Source organism: Microbacterium sp. JAI119 (genome assembly GCF_013410135.1).
Taxonomy (GTDB): domain Bacteria; phylum Actinomycetota; class Actinomycetes; order Actinomycetales; family Microbacteriaceae; genus Microbacterium; species Microbacterium oxydans.
Genome location: NZ_JACCCK010000002.1, coordinates 149047 through 167932, shown reverse-complemented (window position 1 = coordinate 167932; position 18886 = coordinate 149047). Strand labels below are relative to the sequence as shown.

At 68.7% G+C, this 18886-nt stretch carries 18 protein-coding genes; 7 read left to right on the top strand and 11 right to left on the bottom strand.

What is annotated here, in order from left to right; all coding sequences use genetic code 11:
• Positions 1-38 precede the first annotated feature (38 nt).
• From HDC31_RS11640 to HDC31_RS11610, 7 genes are all read right to left on the bottom strand, one after another.
• Positions 39-731 (bottom strand): ABC transporter ATP-binding protein, encoded by a 693-nt coding sequence (locus tag HDC31_RS11640; RefSeq protein WP_113681150.1) that lies wholly within the window; start codon positions 729-731, stop codon positions 39-41.
• The gene (locus tag HDC31_RS11635) at positions 728-2500 is read right to left on the bottom strand and encodes an ATP-binding cassette domain-containing protein (RefSeq protein ID WP_179516126.1); all 1773 of its coding nucleotides are present in this window, start codon (positions 2498-2500) and stop codon (positions 728-730) included. The genes HDC31_RS11640 and HDC31_RS11635 overlap by 4 nt, the downstream gene beginning before the upstream one ends.
• A complete protein-coding gene (locus tag HDC31_RS11630; RefSeq protein ID WP_058632456.1) occupies positions 2487-3347 on the bottom strand; it encodes a branched-chain amino acid ABC transporter permease in 861 nt (286 codons plus the stop codon). The genes HDC31_RS11635 and HDC31_RS11630 overlap by 14 nt, the downstream gene beginning before the upstream one ends.
• Positions 3348-3426: 79 nt before the next feature.
• Positions 3427-4599 (bottom strand): ABC transporter substrate-binding protein, encoded by a 1173-nt coding sequence (locus tag HDC31_RS11625; RefSeq protein WP_046748894.1) that lies wholly within the window; start codon positions 4597-4599, stop codon positions 3427-3429.
• A 73-nt stretch (positions 4600-4672) separates the two neighbouring features.
• Positions 4673-5062 carry a nuclear transport factor 2 family protein gene (locus tag HDC31_RS11620; protein WP_058632455.1) on the bottom strand — a complete coding sequence of 130 codons (390 nt, stop codon included), beginning with the start codon at positions 5060-5062 and terminating at the stop codon, positions 4673-4675.
• Between the two features lie 24 nt (positions 5063-5086).
• Positions 5087-5875, bottom strand: a complete 789-nt coding sequence (locus HDC31_RS11615) for a MoaF C-terminal domain-containing protein (RefSeq protein WP_179516125.1) — start codon at positions 5873-5875, stop codon at positions 5087-5089.
• A 220-nt stretch (positions 5876-6095) separates the two neighbouring features.
• Positions 6096-7052 (bottom strand): helix-turn-helix domain-containing protein, encoded by a 957-nt coding sequence (locus tag HDC31_RS11610; protein ID WP_046748897.1) that lies wholly within the window; start codon positions 7050-7052, stop codon positions 6096-6098.
• Between the two features lie 115 nt (positions 7053-7167).
• On the opposite strand from HDC31_RS11610, the gene HDC31_RS11605 reads away from it, so the two are divergent.
• Positions 7168-8289: a DUF998 domain-containing protein gene (locus HDC31_RS11605; RefSeq protein ID WP_113681151.1), complete on the top strand. Its 1122-nt coding sequence runs from the start codon at positions 7168-7170 to the stop codon at positions 8287-8289.
• A 42-nt stretch (positions 8290-8331) separates the two neighbouring features.
• Here the strand turns inward: HDC31_RS11605 and HDC31_RS11600 are convergent, their stop codons facing one another.
• Positions 8332-9318, bottom strand: a complete 987-nt coding sequence (locus HDC31_RS11600; RefSeq protein ID WP_179516124.1) for a spermidine synthase — start codon at positions 9316-9318, stop codon at positions 8332-8334.
• Positions 9319-9425: 107 nt separating this feature from the next.
• Between HDC31_RS11600 and HDC31_RS11595 the strand changes: the two genes are divergently transcribed.
• From HDC31_RS11595 to HDC31_RS11570, 6 genes are all read left to right on the top strand, one after another.
• Complete coding sequence (locus HDC31_RS11595; protein ID WP_061017216.1) at positions 9426-11249, top strand: ABC-F family ATP-binding cassette domain-containing protein; 1824 nt, start codon at positions 9426-9428, stop codon at positions 11247-11249.
• Between the two features lie 40 nt (positions 11250-11289).
• Positions 11290-13056 carry a Na+/H+ antiporter gene (locus HDC31_RS11590; protein WP_061017218.1) on the top strand — a complete coding sequence of 589 codons (1767 nt, stop codon included), beginning with the start codon at positions 11290-11292 and terminating at the stop codon, positions 13054-13056.
• Positions 13057-13104: 48 nt separating this feature from the next.
• Entirely contained in the window at positions 13105-14070 is a 966-nt protein-coding gene (locus tag HDC31_RS11585) for an NADP-dependent oxidoreductase (RefSeq protein WP_179516123.1), read from the top strand.
• A 96-nt stretch (positions 14071-14166) separates the two neighbouring features.
• The gene (locus tag HDC31_RS11580; RefSeq protein WP_046748902.1) at positions 14167-15078 is read left to right on the top strand and encodes a MetQ/NlpA family ABC transporter substrate-binding protein; all 912 of its coding nucleotides are present in this window, start codon (positions 14167-14169) and stop codon (positions 15076-15078) included.
• Between the two features lie 95 nt (positions 15079-15173).
• A complete protein-coding gene (locus HDC31_RS11575; protein ID WP_113681299.1) occupies positions 15174-16217 on the top strand; it encodes a methionine ABC transporter ATP-binding protein in 1044 nt (347 codons plus the stop codon).
• Positions 16217-16876 (top strand): methionine ABC transporter permease, encoded by a 660-nt coding sequence (locus tag HDC31_RS11570; protein ID WP_046748904.1) that lies wholly within the window; start codon positions 16217-16219, stop codon positions 16874-16876. The genes HDC31_RS11575 and HDC31_RS11570 overlap by 1 nt, the downstream gene beginning before the upstream one ends.
• 7 nt (positions 16877-16883) lie before the next feature.
• Here HDC31_RS11570 and HDC31_RS11565 read toward each other — a convergent pair whose 3' ends face one another.
• Genes HDC31_RS11565 through HDC31_RS11555 form a run of 3 tightly spaced genes read right to left on the bottom strand, consistent with a single transcriptional unit; the run spans position 16884 to position 18828 of the window.
• Complete coding sequence (locus HDC31_RS11565; protein ID WP_218867770.1) at positions 16884-17810, bottom strand: pseudouridine synthase; 927 nt, start codon at positions 17808-17810, stop codon at positions 16884-16886.
• Positions 17811-17829: 19 nt separating this feature from the next.
• Positions 17830-18324, bottom strand: coding sequence for a MarR family winged helix-turn-helix transcriptional regulator (locus HDC31_RS11560; protein WP_029260528.1), 495 nt, complete (start codon positions 18322-18324; stop codon positions 17830-17832).
• A gap of 30 nt (positions 18325-18354) precedes the next feature.
• On the bottom strand, positions 18355-18828 hold the full coding sequence (locus HDC31_RS11555) for a GNAT family N-acetyltransferase (RefSeq protein WP_058632447.1): 474 nt from the start codon (positions 18826-18828) through the stop codon (positions 18355-18357).
• Positions 18829-18886: the final 58 nt, after the last annotated feature.

Here is an 18886-nt window from a genome sequence, read left to right as displayed (position 1 = left end):
CGGTGATCGCCGACGGTCGCTCGACCCCCGACACGTGCTCAGCCGCCGAGGTAGGCCCGGTGCAGCAACGCGGGGTCCTCCTGCAGCGCCTGCGCCGTGCCCTGGAACGAGACGCGCCCGCCGGCGACGACCACCGCTTCCTCGGCCAACCCGAGAGCGAGCTGGGTGAATTGCTCGACCAGCAGCACCCCGACCCCGGACTCGGCGATGGACTGCACGATCGGCATCAGCCTCAGGAAGACGACGGGTGCGAGGCCGAGCGACATCTCGTCGATCAGCAGGATGCGGGGTTTCGCGGCGAATGCCCTGGCCAGCACGACCATCTGCTGCTCCCCACCCGACAGCAGGGCGGTGGGGGCGTCGATGCGTTTCTCGAGTTCGGGGAACTGCGCCAGGACGGCGTCGAACTCCGAAAGGGTGCGCGCTGTGAGCGAGAGGTTCTCCCGCACGGTCAGCGACGGGAAGACGGCACGGCCCTGCTCGATGTGGACGATGCCGCGGCGCGCCCTGGTGACGCGGGAGAGCCGGTCGATGGGTTCGCCGTCCAGGGTGATCGTCCCCGCGGAGTGAGGGGTCACACCGGAGACGGATTCGATCAGACTCGTCTTCCCCGCACCGTTGGGGCCGACCAGGGCCAGCACCTCGCCGCCGGCGACCCGCAGCGAGACGTCGGAGATGACGGGTCCGGCTCCGCGACTCACCGTCACGGCGTCCAGCACGAGTTCGCTCATGTCAGCAGCTCCGTCTCTCCCATGTAGGCCTTCACCACGTCGGGGTTCGCGAGCACCTCGGCCTGCGGCCCGCTCGCCAGCACCCGACCGAAGTCGAGCACGGTCAGAGTGGGGCACACGGAGCGCACGAGGTCGAGGTCGTGCTCGATGATGATCAGCGCGACGCCGTAGCGCGCCGGCAGGTCTCGCAGACGTGCCGCGAGCGCCAGGTGCTCCTCGTGCGACAGGCCGGCAGCGGGTTCGTCGAGGATCAGCAGACGGGGTCGGGCGGCGACGTTCGCGGCGACCTCCACGAGCCTCCGGGTGCCGACGTCGACGCTCGACAGGCGCGCGCGGGAGGGAGGGCAGCCGAAGAACTCCAGCACCTCGTCGATGTCGGCCTTCGCGAGCCGGCGTCTGGCTACGAACCGCACGTAGGCGCCGACCGTGAGCTCGGGCGGGACCCGATCCTGCTGGAACGTGCGCCGCAGCCCCAATCTCGCGCGACGGGTGGGGGAGAAGCCGGCCAGGTCGCGGTCGCCGAGCAGCACACGTCCTCCGTGCTTCGGCAGGAAGCCGCTGATCGCGTCGACGAAGGTCGACTTCCCTGCGCCGTTGGGCCCGATCAGTCCCATGATCGATGCGGCCGGCACCTGGAACGACACATCGTCCAGTGCCTTGAGTGCGCCGAACTGCACGGTGAGACCCTCCACGGTGAGCACGGGCGCACCACGCAGGTCCGCATCGTCGACCGTGGCCGTTGTCGTCGTCGTGACGGCCGAGGCATCGGCTCCGGCATCGGCCGGCAGGGCGGTGAGCTGCGCGTTCGCGGTTCGCCGGTCCGCGCGGCGGTAGAGCAGGTTGCGGATGCCCTGGCCGAGGTTGGTCCCGCTGGTGAGAGCCTGCACGCCCAGCACGCCGAAGACGACGAAAGCCCAGTCCTGCGGCACACCCCAGCGCTTGAGCAGCTCGGGAACGAGCACCCAGAGCAGCCCGCCGAAGATCGCCATGTCGATCAGGTGGGCGCCGGACATGATCGCCAGCACGTAGAGCGCGAGGGACTGCAGCGGAGTGAAGCTCGACGCGAACGGCAGCTGCACCTGACCGGCCAGCAGCCCACCCGAGATGCCGCCGAGGGCCGCGGAGACGGCGAAGGCGGTCAGCTTGGCCGCCTGCACGCTCTGCCCCGAGGCGGCGGTTCCCCGTTCGGAGAATGCCACGGCCTTCCAGCTCGACCCCCAGCGGCCCCGCTGCAGGAAGAACACTCCGAGAGCGCAGACCGCGAGCACGACGATGGACAGGAAGAAGAATTCGCGGTCGTTCGAGAACATCTCCGGTCGTTCGATGGCCGTGCCGTCCGCCGAGCCGGGGAACTGGATCTGCACCAGCGTGACGTCGGCCGCTGCGGCGAAGCCGAGGGTCACGACCGCCAGGTTCACCCCCCGCAGCCGCAGGGCGGGAAGGCCGACCAGGATGCCGACGAGCCCCGCCGCGACACCGCCGAGGATCAGCCATAGGAGGAATCCTCCCGGCGCCTGCACAACGTTGAGCAGCGACACGATCCAGGCGCCGACGGCTGCGAACGTGAGCTGGCACAGGGCGATCATCCCTGCGGAGCCGGTCACGATGCCGAGGCCGAGGATGGCGATGGCGGCGGTGACCGCGCTGATGGCGAGGAAGACGAAGTACCCGGGCAGGGCCGAGCTGAGGATCGCACCGACCCCGATGCCGACGAGGGCGACGGCGAACGGCCAGGTGACCCGGAACCAGGGGCGGTCAACGAGCGGCATCCCACACCTCCTTGCGCTGCGTCCAGAGCAGCAGGACGACGATGAACAGGAACGGGAGGAAGTTGCGCACCAGCGCGACCTCGCCGATCTGGGCGACGAGTCCGCCGAGCACGCCGAGGATGAGTCCGCCGGCGACGGCGAGGTCGAGACGGCGGAAGCCGCCGAGGAGCGCGGCCGCGGCGGCGGGCACGATGAGCATCGACAGGCTCGTCGCGTCGTTGGACTGCGACGGCGCCACGATGATGATCGCGATCGCGCTGATCACACCCGTGACGAACCACACCGCGATGGAGAGCGGCCGCGAGCGGATGCCGAGCAGCTCGGCCGTCGTGGGGCGCTCGGAGAGGGCGCGCAGCTGCGTTCCGACTCTGGTGCGACGCAGGACGATGCGCACGGCGATGGCCGTCACGATCGCCATCGCGACGGTTGCGACCGTGACCTGGCTGACGACGACGCCGCCGATCGTGAAAGCGGGCCCGGCGATGATCGGCGCGAACGGCTGCGGTTTGTTGCCGAACAGGATGAACGACATCGAGATCAGCAGCAGCAGCGGGCCGACGGTCATCGCCGAGCGGGTCGTGGTCGACGCTTCGGACAGCCACGTCGCAGCGATGAAGCCGATCGCCGCGGCCAGCAGCCCTGCCACGAGCACCCCGAGCACGGAACCGACCCAGATGGGCAGCCCCAGTTCGCGCACGAACCACACGGCTGTGAAGCCGCCGAACATGCCGGTCGCGGCCTGGGCGAAGTTCACGACCCGCACGAGCCGGGACATGAGCGTCAGGCATACGCCGAGAACCGCGTAGAGACCGCCGGCGGCGAGCCCCGCGATGGCACCTTGCAGCATGGGCGTCCTTTCTGTTCCGAGGGGGAGGGGGAAGGTGCCTGCCGCCGGTAATGCGCCCGGCGGCAGGCGGTCTGGTGGACTACTCGCCGATGCGGAGCCAGTCGTCGGCGACCTGCTCCCAGGCGTGGGTGCCGGACTTGAGGATGATCGGCCAGCCCGCGGTGTTCTGCGTGCCGAACGCGTAGGGCGTGCCGACCATCGGGTTCTCGATCGGCTCCATGTTCTTCAGCGCCTCGGAGACGCTCTCACGGGTGATGTCGCCGTCGATGCCCTTGAGCACCTCGATGAAGTAGGTCGCCGCGAGGTAGCCGCCCTGACTGAACGACGTCAGCGGGATGTCGTTGTCCTCCATCAGGGTGCGCCAGTCGGCGTTGATCTCGCTGTCGTCCGTGAACGGGTAGAACTCGGCGGGAACGTAGATGCCGGCTCCCGCATCGTCCACGGCCTCGGCGAAGTTCTCGCTGTAGACGCTCGTCAGGTACAGCCAGGTGACGTCGTCCCAGCCCTGGGCGTTCGCGGCCTTGACCTGACCGATCGCGTCCGGCTCGACGGGGTTGATCGCGAGGGCCTTGCAGCCGGCCTCGCGCGCCTTGACGATGTACGGGGTGTAGTCGGATGCGCCGTACGGGACGGTGTCGTCGACGTACTTCGGCTCCTTGCCGGTGATCTCCGACCACTTGTCGATGGCGGCCTGGTAGGTCGGCCGGGTGGAGCCGGCGATCTCCAGCAGGATGCAGATGTCGTCGAGCCCGAGCACCTCGGATCCGTACTGCAGCGTGAGGGTCATGTCGTTGAACGGGCCGACGTTCGCCGGCGAGATGTTCTCGCTGTCGAAGCAGCCGGTGTCGACGCCGATTCCCGGCATCGACAGGATGCTCTCCTGCTCGTAGTACTTGGCGTTGATCTCGCACTCGATCAGGCTCGCGGAGCCGACCAGCGCGACGGCGCCGTCGCTGCCGACCAGTTCCCTGGCCGAGGCGGTCGCCGTGGCGGGGTCGCCCTTGTCATCGAGGGTCTTGTAGTCGATCTTGCGGCCGTCCAGTCCTCCGGCGTCGTTGAAGGCGTCGAAGACCGCGGCCGCCGCCTGGGAGGCCTCGGGGAAGGTGGCCGGCCCGCTGATGGTGTTGATGGACCCGACCACGATCGGGGCTCCGTCGCCCCCACCGGATCCGCCGTCTCCTCCGGCGCAGCCGGCCAGGGCGAGGGCTGCCACGGCGATGAGTGCCGCGGCGCCTGATGCGCGCTTGTTCATGTGGTTCCTGCCTCTCGTGTTCGGATCGTGCTGTGCGTGCCGTTCGTGTCGTGCAGTGATGGGGTGGCGTCGCTCAGTCGCGCAGTGCGCGGGACACGAGCTCGGTGTCGGTGAACTGCTCGAAGGCCACGACCTTGCCGTCCGCCAGGCGCCACACATGGGCCACCCGTGCGGCGAAGAAGCGGCCGGTGCGCCGATAGGTGCCGGAGTAGGTGCCGATGCCCACGACCGCATCGCCGGCGTCGAGGACCTCGTCGATGGCCACGGTGTAGTCGTCCCAGTCCTCCTGGATGCGCTGGAACACGTTGGCGGCCACCGCGTCGGGGCCGATGTAGGTTCCCGCGTAGGGGAAGCCGGCGGCCTCGGTCCACTGCACATCGGGTGCGAACGGCGCGAGCATCCCGTCGAGGTCGCCGCGGTCGCTCGCCGCGTAGTGTTCGCGGATGATGTCGGCATTGCCCATGGTGTCTCCTGTTCTCGCTGTCGATCAGACGGGCTGCGCGTCGGGATAGGCGACCGAGCCGAGCGGGTAGATGTGCCCGCCGGCCCTGGAGTGCTCGGAGTCGCCATCGCCGTTCAGCCCGAGGAAGATCCCGGTCGTCATCAGCTGGTAGCCGAGGTCGTGCAGCCAGACGCTCGCGACGGCGATGCGGAACTCGCGGAAGCAGAACAGGTACAGGCCGTCGGCGAACTTCCAGACGGTCGACAGGTCCATGTCGCCGTGACCGCGCTGCACGCCCTCGAGGCACTGCCACGCGTACCGCTGGCTCGACACGTACACGTGCTCGTACAGGTGGTACGGGCTGTAACGGTAGATGTTGCGCTTGCCGATCAGGTCGCGGCTGGGGCCGGGGACCTCGCCGGTGGCCGGTCCCGCATCCGTCGTGGCCGCCCAGAAATCCTGTCCGACCTGCGGAGTGCCCTCGACGGCCTCGGCGGCGATGCGGGAGCGGATGACGGTCGCCCGATGCGTGGAGGAGGAGACCACGACCGTCAGGGCCTCGCGCTCCCGGCTCTCGAACGGGATGTTGATGAACACGACGTCCTCGCGCACACGGACGGCGTCATACGGGTCCGTGCCGCCGACCCCGAAGCCCTCCCAGGTGACGGTCTCCTCGTCGAAGCGCAGCGAGAGCGTGCCGCCGTCGTCGAGGGTCAGCGTCAAGGAGGTTTCGGCGAGCAGCGTGCTCGGCAGGCGGAAGGTGTCGATCCCGGCGGCGAACTCATCGTAGGTTCGCCATTCATCCAGTGCCGGGTCGGTCGTGATGTCGGTCATGCGGGTCCAGACGTCGCACACGGCAGGGCCTCTTCGCCCCGGGCACCGCGTCGTCGCGATGCGCTTGCCTCATGCTCGGTCCGACGCCCTCAGGGGCTCAAGGTCGCGAGGCCCATCGCGCGCCGAGAGTCAACCGGCGTGCCGTCCAGGGCAAGCGGTCATGACGGCGATTCCGCGCGCACCGATCACCGGTCCCGCACGGTGAGTCCTCGGGTCGCGCTCAGTGGGCGGCGCGGTACTCGCTGGGGGAGATCCCGAATGCCGACTTGAATGCGCGACTGAAGTGCGCCGCGTCGACGAAGCCCCAGCGGGCGGCGATCGCGGCCACGGGTCGGTCGGCGAGCATCGGGTCGAGCAGATCGCGGCGGCACTGTTCGAGACGGCGCGTGCGGATCCACGTCGACACGGTCACACCCTGCTCTTGGAACAGGCCGTGCAGGTGACGGGTCGAGATGAAGTGTGCCGAGGCGATCGATGCGGGACCGAGGTCGGTCGACGCGAGGTTCCGGTCGATGTGGGAGCGGATGCGCTGCACGAGCGCGCGATGCGGATCCGCCGAGACACCGTCGAGCCCGAGCTCGCGGGTGAAGACCGTGGAGACGAGGTCGAGGGCGCTGTGCGCGAGGCGTGCCCCGGTGGCACCGGCGAGCTGGTCGAGGTTCCCGGCGAGTTGGGTGAGGTACGGCACGACCATGCCGCCCAGACCCTCCTGCCCGGAGATGCGCACGGCGGTGAGCTGGCCGACCACGTCGGGGGGAAGGCTCAGGAGGTGCTTCGGGAACATGACGACCATCGTGCGGAACCCCTCGTCGAAGACGAGCGAGTACGGCCGATCGGTGTCGTACACCGCGAGATCCCCGGCCTGGAGCACGGCCTCCCGATCGTCCTGGATCAACAGGCCGGTGCCGGCGAGCATCAGGCTGAGCTTGAAGTAGGACCGGTCGCTCCTGGCGATCAGCTCCGGGGTGCGCTCGACGATGTGCGATGTGGCGCGCACTTCGGTCACGTGGACCTCGTCGACGGACGCACCACGGATGACGCCGCGGAAGTGGTCGGGCCCTGCCGTGGAGACCTGCAGCGGGACGAAGGACTCGGAGACGGCGGCTCTGAAATCACTGATGTTGCGCGCGACGAGAGTCGATACCGATTCGGCGGGGGCAGCGGGTGCACCGTTCATGACTGATCACCTCGGGTGGTGGAACGACGACGTTGTATACGATCCGTTCCGTGATGGTACCACCGGCCGCGCCGGATCTGCGCTCCTTCTATGATGTGGACCGGGAAGGACGAGGATGAACGCGCTGGCGAGCAGAGTCGTGCAGGTGCTGAGACAGGTGCGCGGCCCGGAGACGTCCGCCGCGGTCTTCGAGGCGACGGCACTCATCGTCGGTGCCGGCTTCTTCGTCGCGGGGTTCGCGATCGGCCTGCCGGTGTTCTGGGGTCACGACCTGGCGATCAGCGGCAGCGGGTCGATCGGCGTCTTCGCCGCATGCGGCGGGGCCATCACCGCGGTGATCGCGTTCACGCTCGGCCGGTTCGCGGTGCGACCGGAACGGCCCGACCCGCAGGCGGTCCGCGACGGCTTCAGCGTGCCGGGTGATCGGCTGCGCTGGTACGACCTCACCGCCATCGCGTTCGCCCACGCGGCGATCGCCTGCCTCGGCTGGCTCGGCATCGCCGAACTCCTCGAACGGAGCTTCACGGACGCCCCGGTGTTCCCGCTCCCCGGAGCGATCCTGGTGGCCGTGGCCTTCGCCCTGACCGGATACGTCTGCTTCCTCAGCGCGGTCGCTCTCAACCCCATGGTGCTCTCGCTGGTGCTCGCCGTGTTCCTCGTGGTCGGAGCGTTCGCCAGCATGCTCGCCTCGAGCGATGTGCACTGGTGGCGTGACAACCTCTCCGCGCTCGGGATGAGCACCAACAGCGCGTCCGTCGCCTTCAACGTGACGCTGGTCATCGCCGGGATCATGGTCACGACCATCTCCCGGTACGCCACAGCCGGCCTGCCGGCCGAGACCCCAGAGGAGCGTCGCGGCCGGTTCATGGTGCGCGGCGGGCTCATCCTGATGGGGATCTTCCTCGCGTGCGTCGGGCTCTTCCCCGTCGACGAGTTCTTCCTCCTGCACAACACGGTCGCGACGGGCATGACGGTCGTCTTCGGGATCATCGTCGTCGGGCTGCCGTGGTTCCTGCCGACCATCCCGCGCGTGTTCGTGGCGTTCGGCTGGATCTACGTTCTGGTGATCATCCTGCTCGCCGCCTTCTTCGCGGTCGGCTACTACAACCTCACCGCGGTCGAGCTGATCGCCGCGGTGCTGATCTTCAGCTGGATCATCGTCTTCCTGCGCACGGCCGGGTCGGTCTCAGCGCCCACTCCCGATGCGCGGGCCGACCGGTCCCCGGTCGACGCCTAGTCCCGGATCGGCTCGACGCCTCGTCCCGGATCGGGTCGACTCCTAGTCCCAGATCGGGTCGTCGGGGTCGGGGGAGTCCGTGCCGTCCGCGTCGGTCATGATGCGGGCTCCGTCGATCCATGCGGTCAGGGACGCGTCGTGCAGCATGTGCGGTCGCGGTGCGCCGAGGAGATCGGGGTCCATCACGACGCTCAGCGGCTCATCGCTCGCGAACACGACGACGTTGCCGAGAGGCCCCTCGTCATCTTCCGGCTCGGCGTCCAGGACGACGGCGACATTCTGGAACACCGACCGCAGCGTCGCCGCCTGTCGCCGCGAATACTCGAACGGGTGCCCGTCGAGGAGGTTCACCGCCACGACGGCGCCTGCTGCGGAGCGGGCGGCGACCCGACGGTAGAACTCCTGGCTGGCCACACGGTGTCGGATGACCGCGGCGTCCCACAGGTCGACGACGGTGAAGCGTGCATCCACCCAATCGGTGTCGACGGCGCTGCCACCCGTCGTCGGGGCGCCGAGCCCCGGGGAAGGGGATTCCGGCACCGCCGATCGGTCCGTGTCAGGGTGATCCGCGTCGAGGTGATCTGTGTCGGGGTGATCTGTGTCGGGGTGATCTGTGTCGGGGAGTTCCGCGTCCGCGACGGCCCGCGCGTCCCCGAAGACGACGCGCAGATCAGCGCCGGGCGGGAGGGGCAGCGCGGCGATCACCGCGGCATAGAGCGCGGGTTCGAACTCGACCACGAGCTGCGGGGATCCGGGGCGCGTGGCCTCGACATAGCGTGCCAGCGTGAGCGCTCCGGCTCCCAGGTGCACGGTGAACAGCGGTGCACCGGGCTCAGCCGCGGCATCGATCGCTCTCGCGATGTGCTGCGTGTACGCGTACTCGAGTGTGGTCGGGTCGGTCATCGAGACCACCGACTGCGCGATCCCGTCGACACTGAGCTCGTAGTGCCCTGGGCGCCTTCTCGACTCCATCAGCTTCGCCCTGCGGTTGTCGAGCATGAGCGAGAACACCCGGCGATTCCTTGGCACCCGTCGATTTTAGATCGGGCGGAGCCGAACGACGATCCGGCCACCCGCCGCGGTCCGACGGCGGCGGTCGTCCTGGCGTCACCGGGCGCGGCTACCCTGGAGGGAACATGGCACATCTTCTCGGGGCTGAAGCCCTCCACCTCGAATATCCGACAAGGGTCGTCTTCGACTCCGTGACCCTCGGCATCGAGGAGGGCGATCGCATCGGCATCGTCGGCCGCAACGGAGACGGAAAGTCGAGCCTCCTCGGCATGCTGGCCGGCATCAAGGAGCCGAACTCCGGACGCGTCACGGTGCGTGGCGGAACGCGCATCGGCGTGCTCGATCAGGCCGACAATCTTCCGGACGACCTCACGATCAGCGCCGCGGTCGTCGGCGACACCCCGGAGTACGAGTGGGCGGGCGACGCGCGGGTGCGGGATGTCATCGAGGGGCTGCTCACCGATCTGCCGTGGGACGCCGAGATCGGCTCTCTCAGCGGTGGACAGCGTCGCCGGGTATCGCTCGCCAGGCTCCTGACCGGTGACTGGGATGTCATCGCGCTGGACGAGCCGACCAACCACCTCGACGTCGAGGCGATCACGTGGCTCGCCCGGCACCTCAAGAGGCGCTGGTCGTCGAACTCGGGCGCCCTCATGGTCGTGACCCACGACCGGTGGTTCCTCGACGAGGTCTGCACCGAGACCTGGGAGGTGCACGACCGCATCGTCGAGCCCTTCGAGGGCGGCTACGCGGCCTACATCCTGCAGCGTGTCGAACGCGACCGCATGGCGGCCGCCACCGAGGCAAAGCGCCAGAACCTCGCCAAGAAGGAGCTCGCCTGGCTCCGTCGTGGCGCCCCGGCCCGCACCGCGAAGCCGAAGTTCCGCATCGATGCGGCCAACGAGCTCATCGCCGACGTTCCCGAGATCCGCGACAAGGTGTCGCTGCAGTCGCTCGCGGTCTCACGCCTCGGCAAGGACGTGGTCGATCTGCTCGACGTCGGGGTGACCTACCCGACGGCGGACGGCGGCGAGAAGGTCGTGCTGCGCGACATCGAATGGCGCATCGCACCGGGTGAGCGCACCGGCATCCTCGGCGTGAACGGCGCGGGGAAGTCGACCCTGCTCGGCCTCATCTCCGGCACCGTCGAACCCACCGTCGGTCGGGTCAAGCGCGGCACGACCGTGAAGGTGCAGACCCTCACGCAGCGGCTCGACGAGCTCACCCAGCACTGGAACGACCCGGTGCGCGTGATCATCTCCGGCCTGCGCACCTCCTACACGATGGGCGCGGGCTCGAAGGCGCAGGACCTCACGCCGGGGCAGCTCCTCGAGCGCCTCGGGTTCGACTCCGCTCAGCTCTCCACCCCGGTCAAGGACCTCTCCGGTGGACAGCAGCGCCGTCTGCAACTGCTCCTCGTGCTCCTCGACCAGCCGAACGTGCTGATCCTCGACGAGCCGACCAACGACCTCGACACCGACATGCTCGCCGCGATCGAGGATCTCCTCGACTCGTGGTCCGGCACCCTCCTCGTCGTCAGCCACGACCGGTACTTCCTGGAGCGCGTCACCGATCAGCAGTATGCGATCCTGGACGGCCATCTGCGCCACCTCCCCGGCGGGGTCGACGAGTACCTCCGCCTGCGCGAACTGCAGTCGTCCGCGGGCTCGAAGCAGACCGCGACGGCGGCAGCGACGGCAACCTCAGCCGCGGCGACGAAGGGCCTGGACGGAGCGGCGCTGCGCGCGGCGCAGAAGGAGATCTCCGCGCTCGAGCGCCGCATCCAGAAGCTCACCCAGCAGGTGAACGCCGCCAAGACCGCGCTGGCCGATCACGACCAGTCCGACTATGCGGGGCTGGGCGATCGCATGAAGAAGATCAGCGAGCAGCAGGCCGAGATCGAAGAGCTCGAGCTGCGCTGGTTCGAACTCACCGAGGAGATCGGCTGACGGAGGAATATCCTTCTCTCACCGCTGTTGGGAGGTAGGGATGGAAGGCCTCGAAGTAACAGTCCTGCTCGGACTCACGATTCTCGTCGGAACCCTGATCGCCCCGCGCGTGCGTCTCGCGCTGCCCCTCGTCCTCGTCATCTTCGGACTGCTGCTGGGCTTCGTGCCGCAGCTTCGCGAAGTGCAGCTGCCCCCGGAGACGGTGCTGCTGCTGTTCCTCCCGGTGATGCTCTTCTGGGAGAGCCTCACCACGTCCCTGCGGTCGATCCGCCGCGACTTCCGCTACATCCTGCCCATGAGCACGGTGCTGGTGGTCGCCTCGGCGTTCGCGGTCGCGGGCATCGGTGTGCTGTTCGGGATGCCCTGGGAGATCGCCCTCATCCTGGGCGCTGCGGTCGCCCCACCGGATGCCACCGCCGTCGCCGCCCTCGGTCGACTGCTGCCGCGCCGCATGTTCATGAAGCTCAAGGCCGAGAGCCTGACCAACGACGGCACGGCCCTGGTGCTGTACGCGATCGCGGTGTCGCTCGCGCTCGGCGGCCAGATCACCCCGCTGTCGGTGACGCTCGACGTGCTGATCTCCTACGTCGGTGGAATCGCCGCCGGCGTGGTCATCGCGGCTCTCGGCTACCTCCTGCTGCGGCGCACCTCGTCGACGATCGTGATCAACGTCACGCTGCTGCTGATCCCGTTCACCGCATTCCTCGCCGCCGAGATGGTGCACGCCTCTGGAGTTCTGGCGGTCGTGGTGGCGGGGCTCATCGTCGCGTACGTCTCTCCGCGGGTGACCACCGCCTCGTCGCGACGCCAGGCGGATGCGGCGTGGCCGTTCGGTGTCTTCCTGCTCAACGGCGCGCTGTTCGTGCTGATCGGTCTCGAGGTGCAGTACGTCGCGCATGAGATCTCGGCCGCCGCGATCGGGCGCCTGGTGCTCATCACTCTCGCCGTCTGGGCGACGCTGCTGGTGGTGCGCTATGTGTTCCAGCTGCTGAACGTGGTGTTCCAGCGGCAGAGCGGTCCGCGTCCGGCGCCCGGCGCGAGAGCACGGGCCAGGGCCGTCTCCACCGTCGCCGGCATGCGCGGTGCCGTCTCCCTCGCCATCGCTCTCTCCGTCCCGACGAGCATCACCCAGGGCGGCGCGATCAACGGTCGCGACGAGATCGTGTTCGTGACGGCGGGTGTCATCCTGCTGAGTCTGCTCGTGCAGGGTCCGCTGCTGCCCGCCATCGTGCGATGGGCGCGGTTCCCCGTCGACCACGCCGAGGACGAGGAGTACGAGCTCGCAGAGCGGGCGATCTCCGGTGCCGCCCTCGCCGCCCTCGACGACCTGGCCGCCGAGCACGGTGTGGGCCAGGAGGTCCTGGATCGCGTGCGATCGGAGGGGTATCAGATGCTCGAGTTCGCCAACGCCCGGTCGCTGGCCCGCGAGCAGGCCCTCGTCGACGCTGAGGCCGACGTGCTGGACGAGATGCTCGGCGAGCCCGACCCGCTCAGCGCGGGAACCGCCGACGTAGGTGGCGACCCGGCGCCCGGAGGCGGCGTCTCGCAGGTCGTGGAGGGAGAGGCCACGGACGGCACCGTACTGCAGATCATCGCGACCTCCGCCGACGTCGATCTGGCACAGCGTTCGCCCTTGGTCCGACACGAGGAGCACACGCGCCTGAAGCTCGCCCTGCTCGACCGCAAGCGCGAGGTCCTGCTCGGACTGCGCGGCGCCGGCACCATCGACGACATCGTGGTGCGTCGCATCTCCGCCCGCCTCGACCTCGAGCAGGTGCGCCTGCAGGGGATCGAGGACTACGACTGAGCGTCCGGGCGTCCGAGAGCCGGACCACCGATGAGAACGAGGAGTCCCATGCCCACGACGATGAAAGCCCTCATCCTCGATCGATTCGGTGACGAGACGGAACTGCATGAACACTCGGTTCCGGTCCCCACGGTCGGGGACAGCGACGTGCTCATCCGCATCCATGTCGCAGGGCTAGGGTCGTGGGACCGAGAGGAGCGCGAGGGTCACTACGACGGCGCATTCGGCGTGCCGTCGACCTTCCCCTACATCCTCGGGTGGGAAGGGGCGGGGACCGTCGAGGCGGTCGGGGCCGAGGTGACGCGCTTCGCCCCGGGCGACCGGGTGTACGCTGCCTCGACCCCCGTCCCGAGAGGCGGGTTCTACGCCGAGTACGCCGTGGTCGACCAGGAACACGTCGCTCCGGTGCCCGCCCGTCTGACCGACGAGCAGGCAGGAGTGCTGGCCTGGGACGCGCTCACGGCCACGAGCGGACTCGACACCATCGATGCGAGTCCCGGTGATGCCGTGATGATCTTCGGCGCGAGCGGAGGGATCGGCCATCTCGCGGTGCAGCTCGCCAAGCATCGAGGGCTTCGTGTCCTCGCCGTGGCCTCGGGACAGGACGGAGTCGCGCTCGCGAGCAGACTCGGAGCCGACGCGGTCGTCGACGGTCGGAGTGACGACGTGCCGGCGGCCATCGCGCGCTTCGCACCGGACGGGCTCGACGGGGCGCTGGTCACGGCGGGAGGAACGGCGGCCGAGGAGGCACTGAGCGCAGTCGCACCCACCGGCCGCATCGCGTGGGCGCACGGCGTGAACCCGCCGCCGTCAGCGCAGCTCGTCGATCGGGTGTCCTTCTACGACGGCGATCGCAGCCGCGCCGCACTGCAGCGTCTCAACGAGGTCATCGAGTCGAGTCACATCTCACCGCATGTGTCCCGCGTCTTCGACGCCGATGAGATCGCGACGGCGCACCGGGCGCTCGGAGAGCACTACGTGGGCAAGCTGGCCCTGAGGGTGCCGCGGCCCTGACCACGCCTCGCTGTGACGCCGTGTGACACTCGATTCCGCGTGCGCCGCGCGGCCTGCCTAACGTATTCGAGTCCCCCAAGAGAGGAACTCCTTCACATGTCACGCCGCACCACTTCCATCCTGGCCGCGCTCGCCGCGGTCCCGCTCTTCGTCGCGCTCGCCGGGTGCGCCACGGGGTCGTCCGATGCCGGATCCGGCAGCGAGGGGTCCTCCGAGAACGAGGTCGTCAAGATCGGCGTCGTCGGCAAGGGCGACGAGCAGTGGCCGGCCTTCGTCGACGCCGCAGCCGAAGAGGGGATCACGGTCGAGCTGGTCGACTTCGGCTCCTACGAGCAGCCGAACCCCGCGCTCACCGAGGGGGAGATCGACCTCAACCAGTTCCAGCACATCGTGTACCTCGCCGAGTACAACAACGCCTCGGGTTCCGACCTCACCCCGATCGGCTCGACCGCGATCTACCCGCTCGGTCTGTACTCGAAGAAGTACGACGACGTCGACAGCATCCCCGAGGGCGAGACCGTCGCCGTCCCCGATGACGCCTCCAACCAGGCGCGTGCGCTGAACGTGCTGCAGCAGGCCGGCCTCGTCGAGCTCAAGAGCGGCGGCACGCCGTACTCCGACCTCGCCGACATCGACACCGACAAGTCCAAGGTCGAGGTCAAGGCGCTCGAGGCCGCGCTCATCCCGACCTCGCTGCCCGACGTCGCCGCTGCGATCATCAACAACGACTTCGTGCAGGACGCCGGCCTCACGTTCGAAGACGCGATCGCCCAGGACGACCCCGAGGATCCCAGCGCGCTGCCGTACGTGAACATCTTCGCCGCTCGTGCGGAGGACGCCGACAACGAGACCTACCTCAAGCTCGTCGAGATCTTCCAGACGAACGAGGCCGTCCAGAAGGGCCTTCTCGAGTCGTCGGGCGGCACCGCCGTGGCGCTGCAGACGCCGGTGGATGACCTGGTCGCCTCGCTCGCGAAGGTCCAGAAGGACGCCGACGCGAAGAAGTAGGACGCGGGAGATCCACCCCGTCCGATGAGGGAGAATCGGGTGGCGCGAAAACGCGTCACCCGATTCTTCGTTCCCGAAGCAGACCGGAGCACCACATGCCGATCGTCACCCTGACGAACGTGTCCAAGACGTACCCGCCCCGCACCCGTGACGGCGCGGAGGTCGTGGCCGTCGACGACGTCTCCCTCTCGATCGAGAAGGGCGACGTCTTCGGGATCATCGGCTATTCCGGGGCGGGCAAGTCGACCCTCGTGCGCCTGATCAATGCACTGGAGCCGGCCACCAGCGGCACCATCACGGTGGACGGCGTGGACATCACCGCGCTGAAGGAGAGCGAGCTGCGCAAGGTCCGCGGCGGGATCGGCATGATCTTCCAGCAGTTCAACCTGTTCTCCTCGCGGAGCGTCAAGTCCAACATCGCGTATCCGCTCAAGCTCGCCGGCTGGTCGAAGGCCGATATCGAGACACGTGTGGCGGAACTGCTCTCGTTCGTCGGTCTCTCCGACAAGGCGAAGGCCTATCCCGAACAGCTCTCCGGCGGCCAGAAGCAGCGCGTAGGCATCGCCCGTGCCCTCGCCACCGGGCCCGCGATCCTCCTCGCCGACGAGGCCACCAGCGCCCTCGACCCGCAGACCACCCACGAGGTGCTCGATCTGCTGAAGCGCGTCAATCGCGAGCAGGGTGTCACGATCGTCGTCATCACGCACGAGATGGATGTGATCCAGACCATCGCGACCAAGGTGGCGGTGATGGAGAACGGTCGCGTGATCGAGCACGGCGATGTCTTCGACGTCTTCTCCGCGCCGCAGAACCCGGCGTCGCAGCGTTTCGTCGGAACGGTCGTCAAGGGCGTGCCGTCACCCGCAGAGCTGGCGGTGCTCCGCGAGCGCCATCAGGGCCGCCTGGTCACGTTCTCGTTCCGCGACGGCGACTCCTCGCAGGCGCAGGTCTTCCTCGATCTCGCCGGTGCCGGCCTCGACTTCGAGCTCGTCTACGGCGGCATCAACGACATCCGCGGACGGGCCTTCGGGCACCTGACACTCGCGATCCGCGGTGACGCCGCGGCGATCGATCGCGCCCTCGCGAGCATCGCCCGACGTGTCGAAGTGACCGAGATCGCCGGAGAGGAGGCGCGCTGATGGAACGCCTGAACGAACTGTGGCCGGAATTCTGGGCGGCTGCCCTCGAGACGCTCTACATGACGTCCTTCGCGCTCGTGCTGGGTGGCGTGCTCGGTCTCGCTATCGGCATCATCCTGTACGTGACGCGGCCGGGCGGCCTCGCGCAGAACAAGCCGGTCTCGCTGTTCGCGAACCTCGTGGTGAACTTCTTCCGCCCCATCCCGTTCATCATCTTCCTCGTGGTCGCGCAGCCGCTGGCCCGTGCCGTGGTCGGTGTGGGCATCGGCACGACGGCGGGTGCCTTCATCATCGGTCTCGCCGCGGCCTTCGCGATCGGACGTATCGTCGAACAGCATCTGATCTCGGTCTCGCCCGGCGTGATCGAGGCGGCGCGTGCGATGGGTGCGGGGCCCTGGCGCATCCTGTTCACTGTGGCGATCCCGGAGTCGCTCGGACCGCTCATCCTGGGCTACACGTTCATCGTGGTCGCGCTCATCGACATGACGGCGATGGCAGGACTCGTCGGTGGCGGTGGCCTCGGCGCATTCGCCCAGATCTATGGTTTCCGGCAGTTCGAGCCGCTCGTGATGTGGGCGGCGATCGTCCTCATCGTCGTGTTCGTGCATCTCGTGCAGATGCTCGGAACCCGCCTGGCCCGAAAGGTCATGCGCCGCTGACGCGAGCCTACGGATTCTCACCACGAGGCGCGTGCTGCAGCGCCCGCCTCGTGGTGAAGACCCGCTCCGCGCCGCTCAGCGGATCGACGAAGCGCAGCTCGCGAGCGAGCAGCTGCAGCGGGCGGTCGAAGTCGTCCGGCACATCGTCGAGCAGCTCGGGGTAGAACCGGTCGTTGAGGATGCCCATGCCGAGGGCGGCGAGGTGCACGCGCAGCTGATGCATCTTCCCGCTGTGCGGGCGGAGCAGGGTGTGCACCACACGGTCATCGGCGCCGATCAGTTCGATCAGCGTCTCGGCGTTCGGCTCCCTGGTGTCGTCGACCTGCACCCGCACCTGGGCACGCGGCTTCTCGATGTGGTTGCGGTAGACGAGCGGGAACGAGGGGAGTTCGCCGTGCGGGGGCAGCGCGGACACCGCCTCGTAGACCTTCTGCACCTGCCGGTTCTCGAACATCAGCTGGTAGGCGCCGCGGGTGGCGGGTCGCGTCGAGAACATCAGCAGTCCGGCGGTCGCGCGGTCCAGACGGTGGATGGGCGCCAGGTCCGGGTTGTCGAGGAGGTTGCGCAGCCGCACCAGTGCCGAGTTCTGCAGGAACTTGCCGCCGGGAGTCGTTGGCAGGAAGTGCGGCTTGTCCACGACGACGAGATGCTCGTCCTGGTGCAGGATCTCGATCTCGAACGGGATCCGCGTCTCGATGGCGGGCTCGCGGTAGTACCAGATGAACTCGACACTCCCGAGCGGGGCATCGCGCGGGACCGCAGAGCCGTCGGCGCGAACGATGTCGCCGCGATCGAACCGCTCGAGCAGCCGCTCGGGATCGAGGTGGAAGAACCTCTCGATCATGTAGGCAGCGACCGTGGGCCACGAGCCGGTGAGGGGCACGTGCAGCCGTGTGGCTCCCACGCCGTCGCGCACGGGCAGGGGAGAGGGCATGCCCATCAGTTGCGGCCGGTCACGAGTCGAAGCTCAGGCTCAGCTTGCGCAGCAGCCCCGCGAGGCGGTCGCGGTCGGAGCGGGAGAGCGCCTGCAGCAGATCGGCCTCCACATCCACCAGACGCGTGATGGCGGCGTCCACGCGGATGCGCCCGTCATCGGTGAGCGTCACCAGCACGCTGCGACCGTCGCCTGGGTCGGCCTCGCGCCGCACGAACCGACGCCCGACCAGGCGATCGATCCGGTTGGTCATGGTGCCGCTCGAGACCAGGGTCTGCTGGAGCAGTTGCTTGGGGGAGAGTTGGAACGGCGCCCCCGCTCTCCGCAGCGCGGAGAGCACGTCCCACTCCCAGTGCTCCAGATCGCTCCGTCGGAACACATCGCGGCGGGCGCGATCGAGGTGCCGCGACAACCGGTCCATCCGTGACAGGACCTCGAGCGGGGAGAAGTCGAGGTCGGGACGCTGGGTGTTCCACGCGCCGACGATCCGGTCGACCTCATCCACCTCGCTCATCCGCCCATTATCGCGCGCGCGGCGACGAGATCAGGACGCGGTCGGGAGCGTGACCGTCATGAACGTGCTGTACGGATCGAGCGCGTAGCCGCCGAACGGGCCGCACTCGCGGAATCCCGCCGCGGCGTACAGCGCACGTGCCGGGATGAAGAAGTCCGCGCTCCCGGTCTCGAGCGAGAGGCGGCTGATGCCCCTGGACTCGGCGTCCGCCAGGAGGAACGCGAGCATGGCGCGGCCGAGGCCCTGTCCGCGCAGGGCGGGGTCCGTGCGCATCGACTTGATCTCCTCGTGTCCCTCCTCGACAGTCGCCAGGGCACCGGTGGCCACGGGGGCATCGTCGAGGTGCGCGGCGAAGAGCCGCACTCCCGGAGCCAGCAACCGCTCGAACACCAGGGCGTGGCGGCTCTCCGCAGGAGCGGTGTGCTCCAACTCCGCATGGTGGGCGACCAGGAACTCGGCCAGGGCGGGGCTCGCGGCCTGCACCCGTTCGATCACGATGCTCATGTCGCCAGCATTGCAGATCGGTATTTCACGCGGATGACGGGCCGCGGTGTCAGCGGAA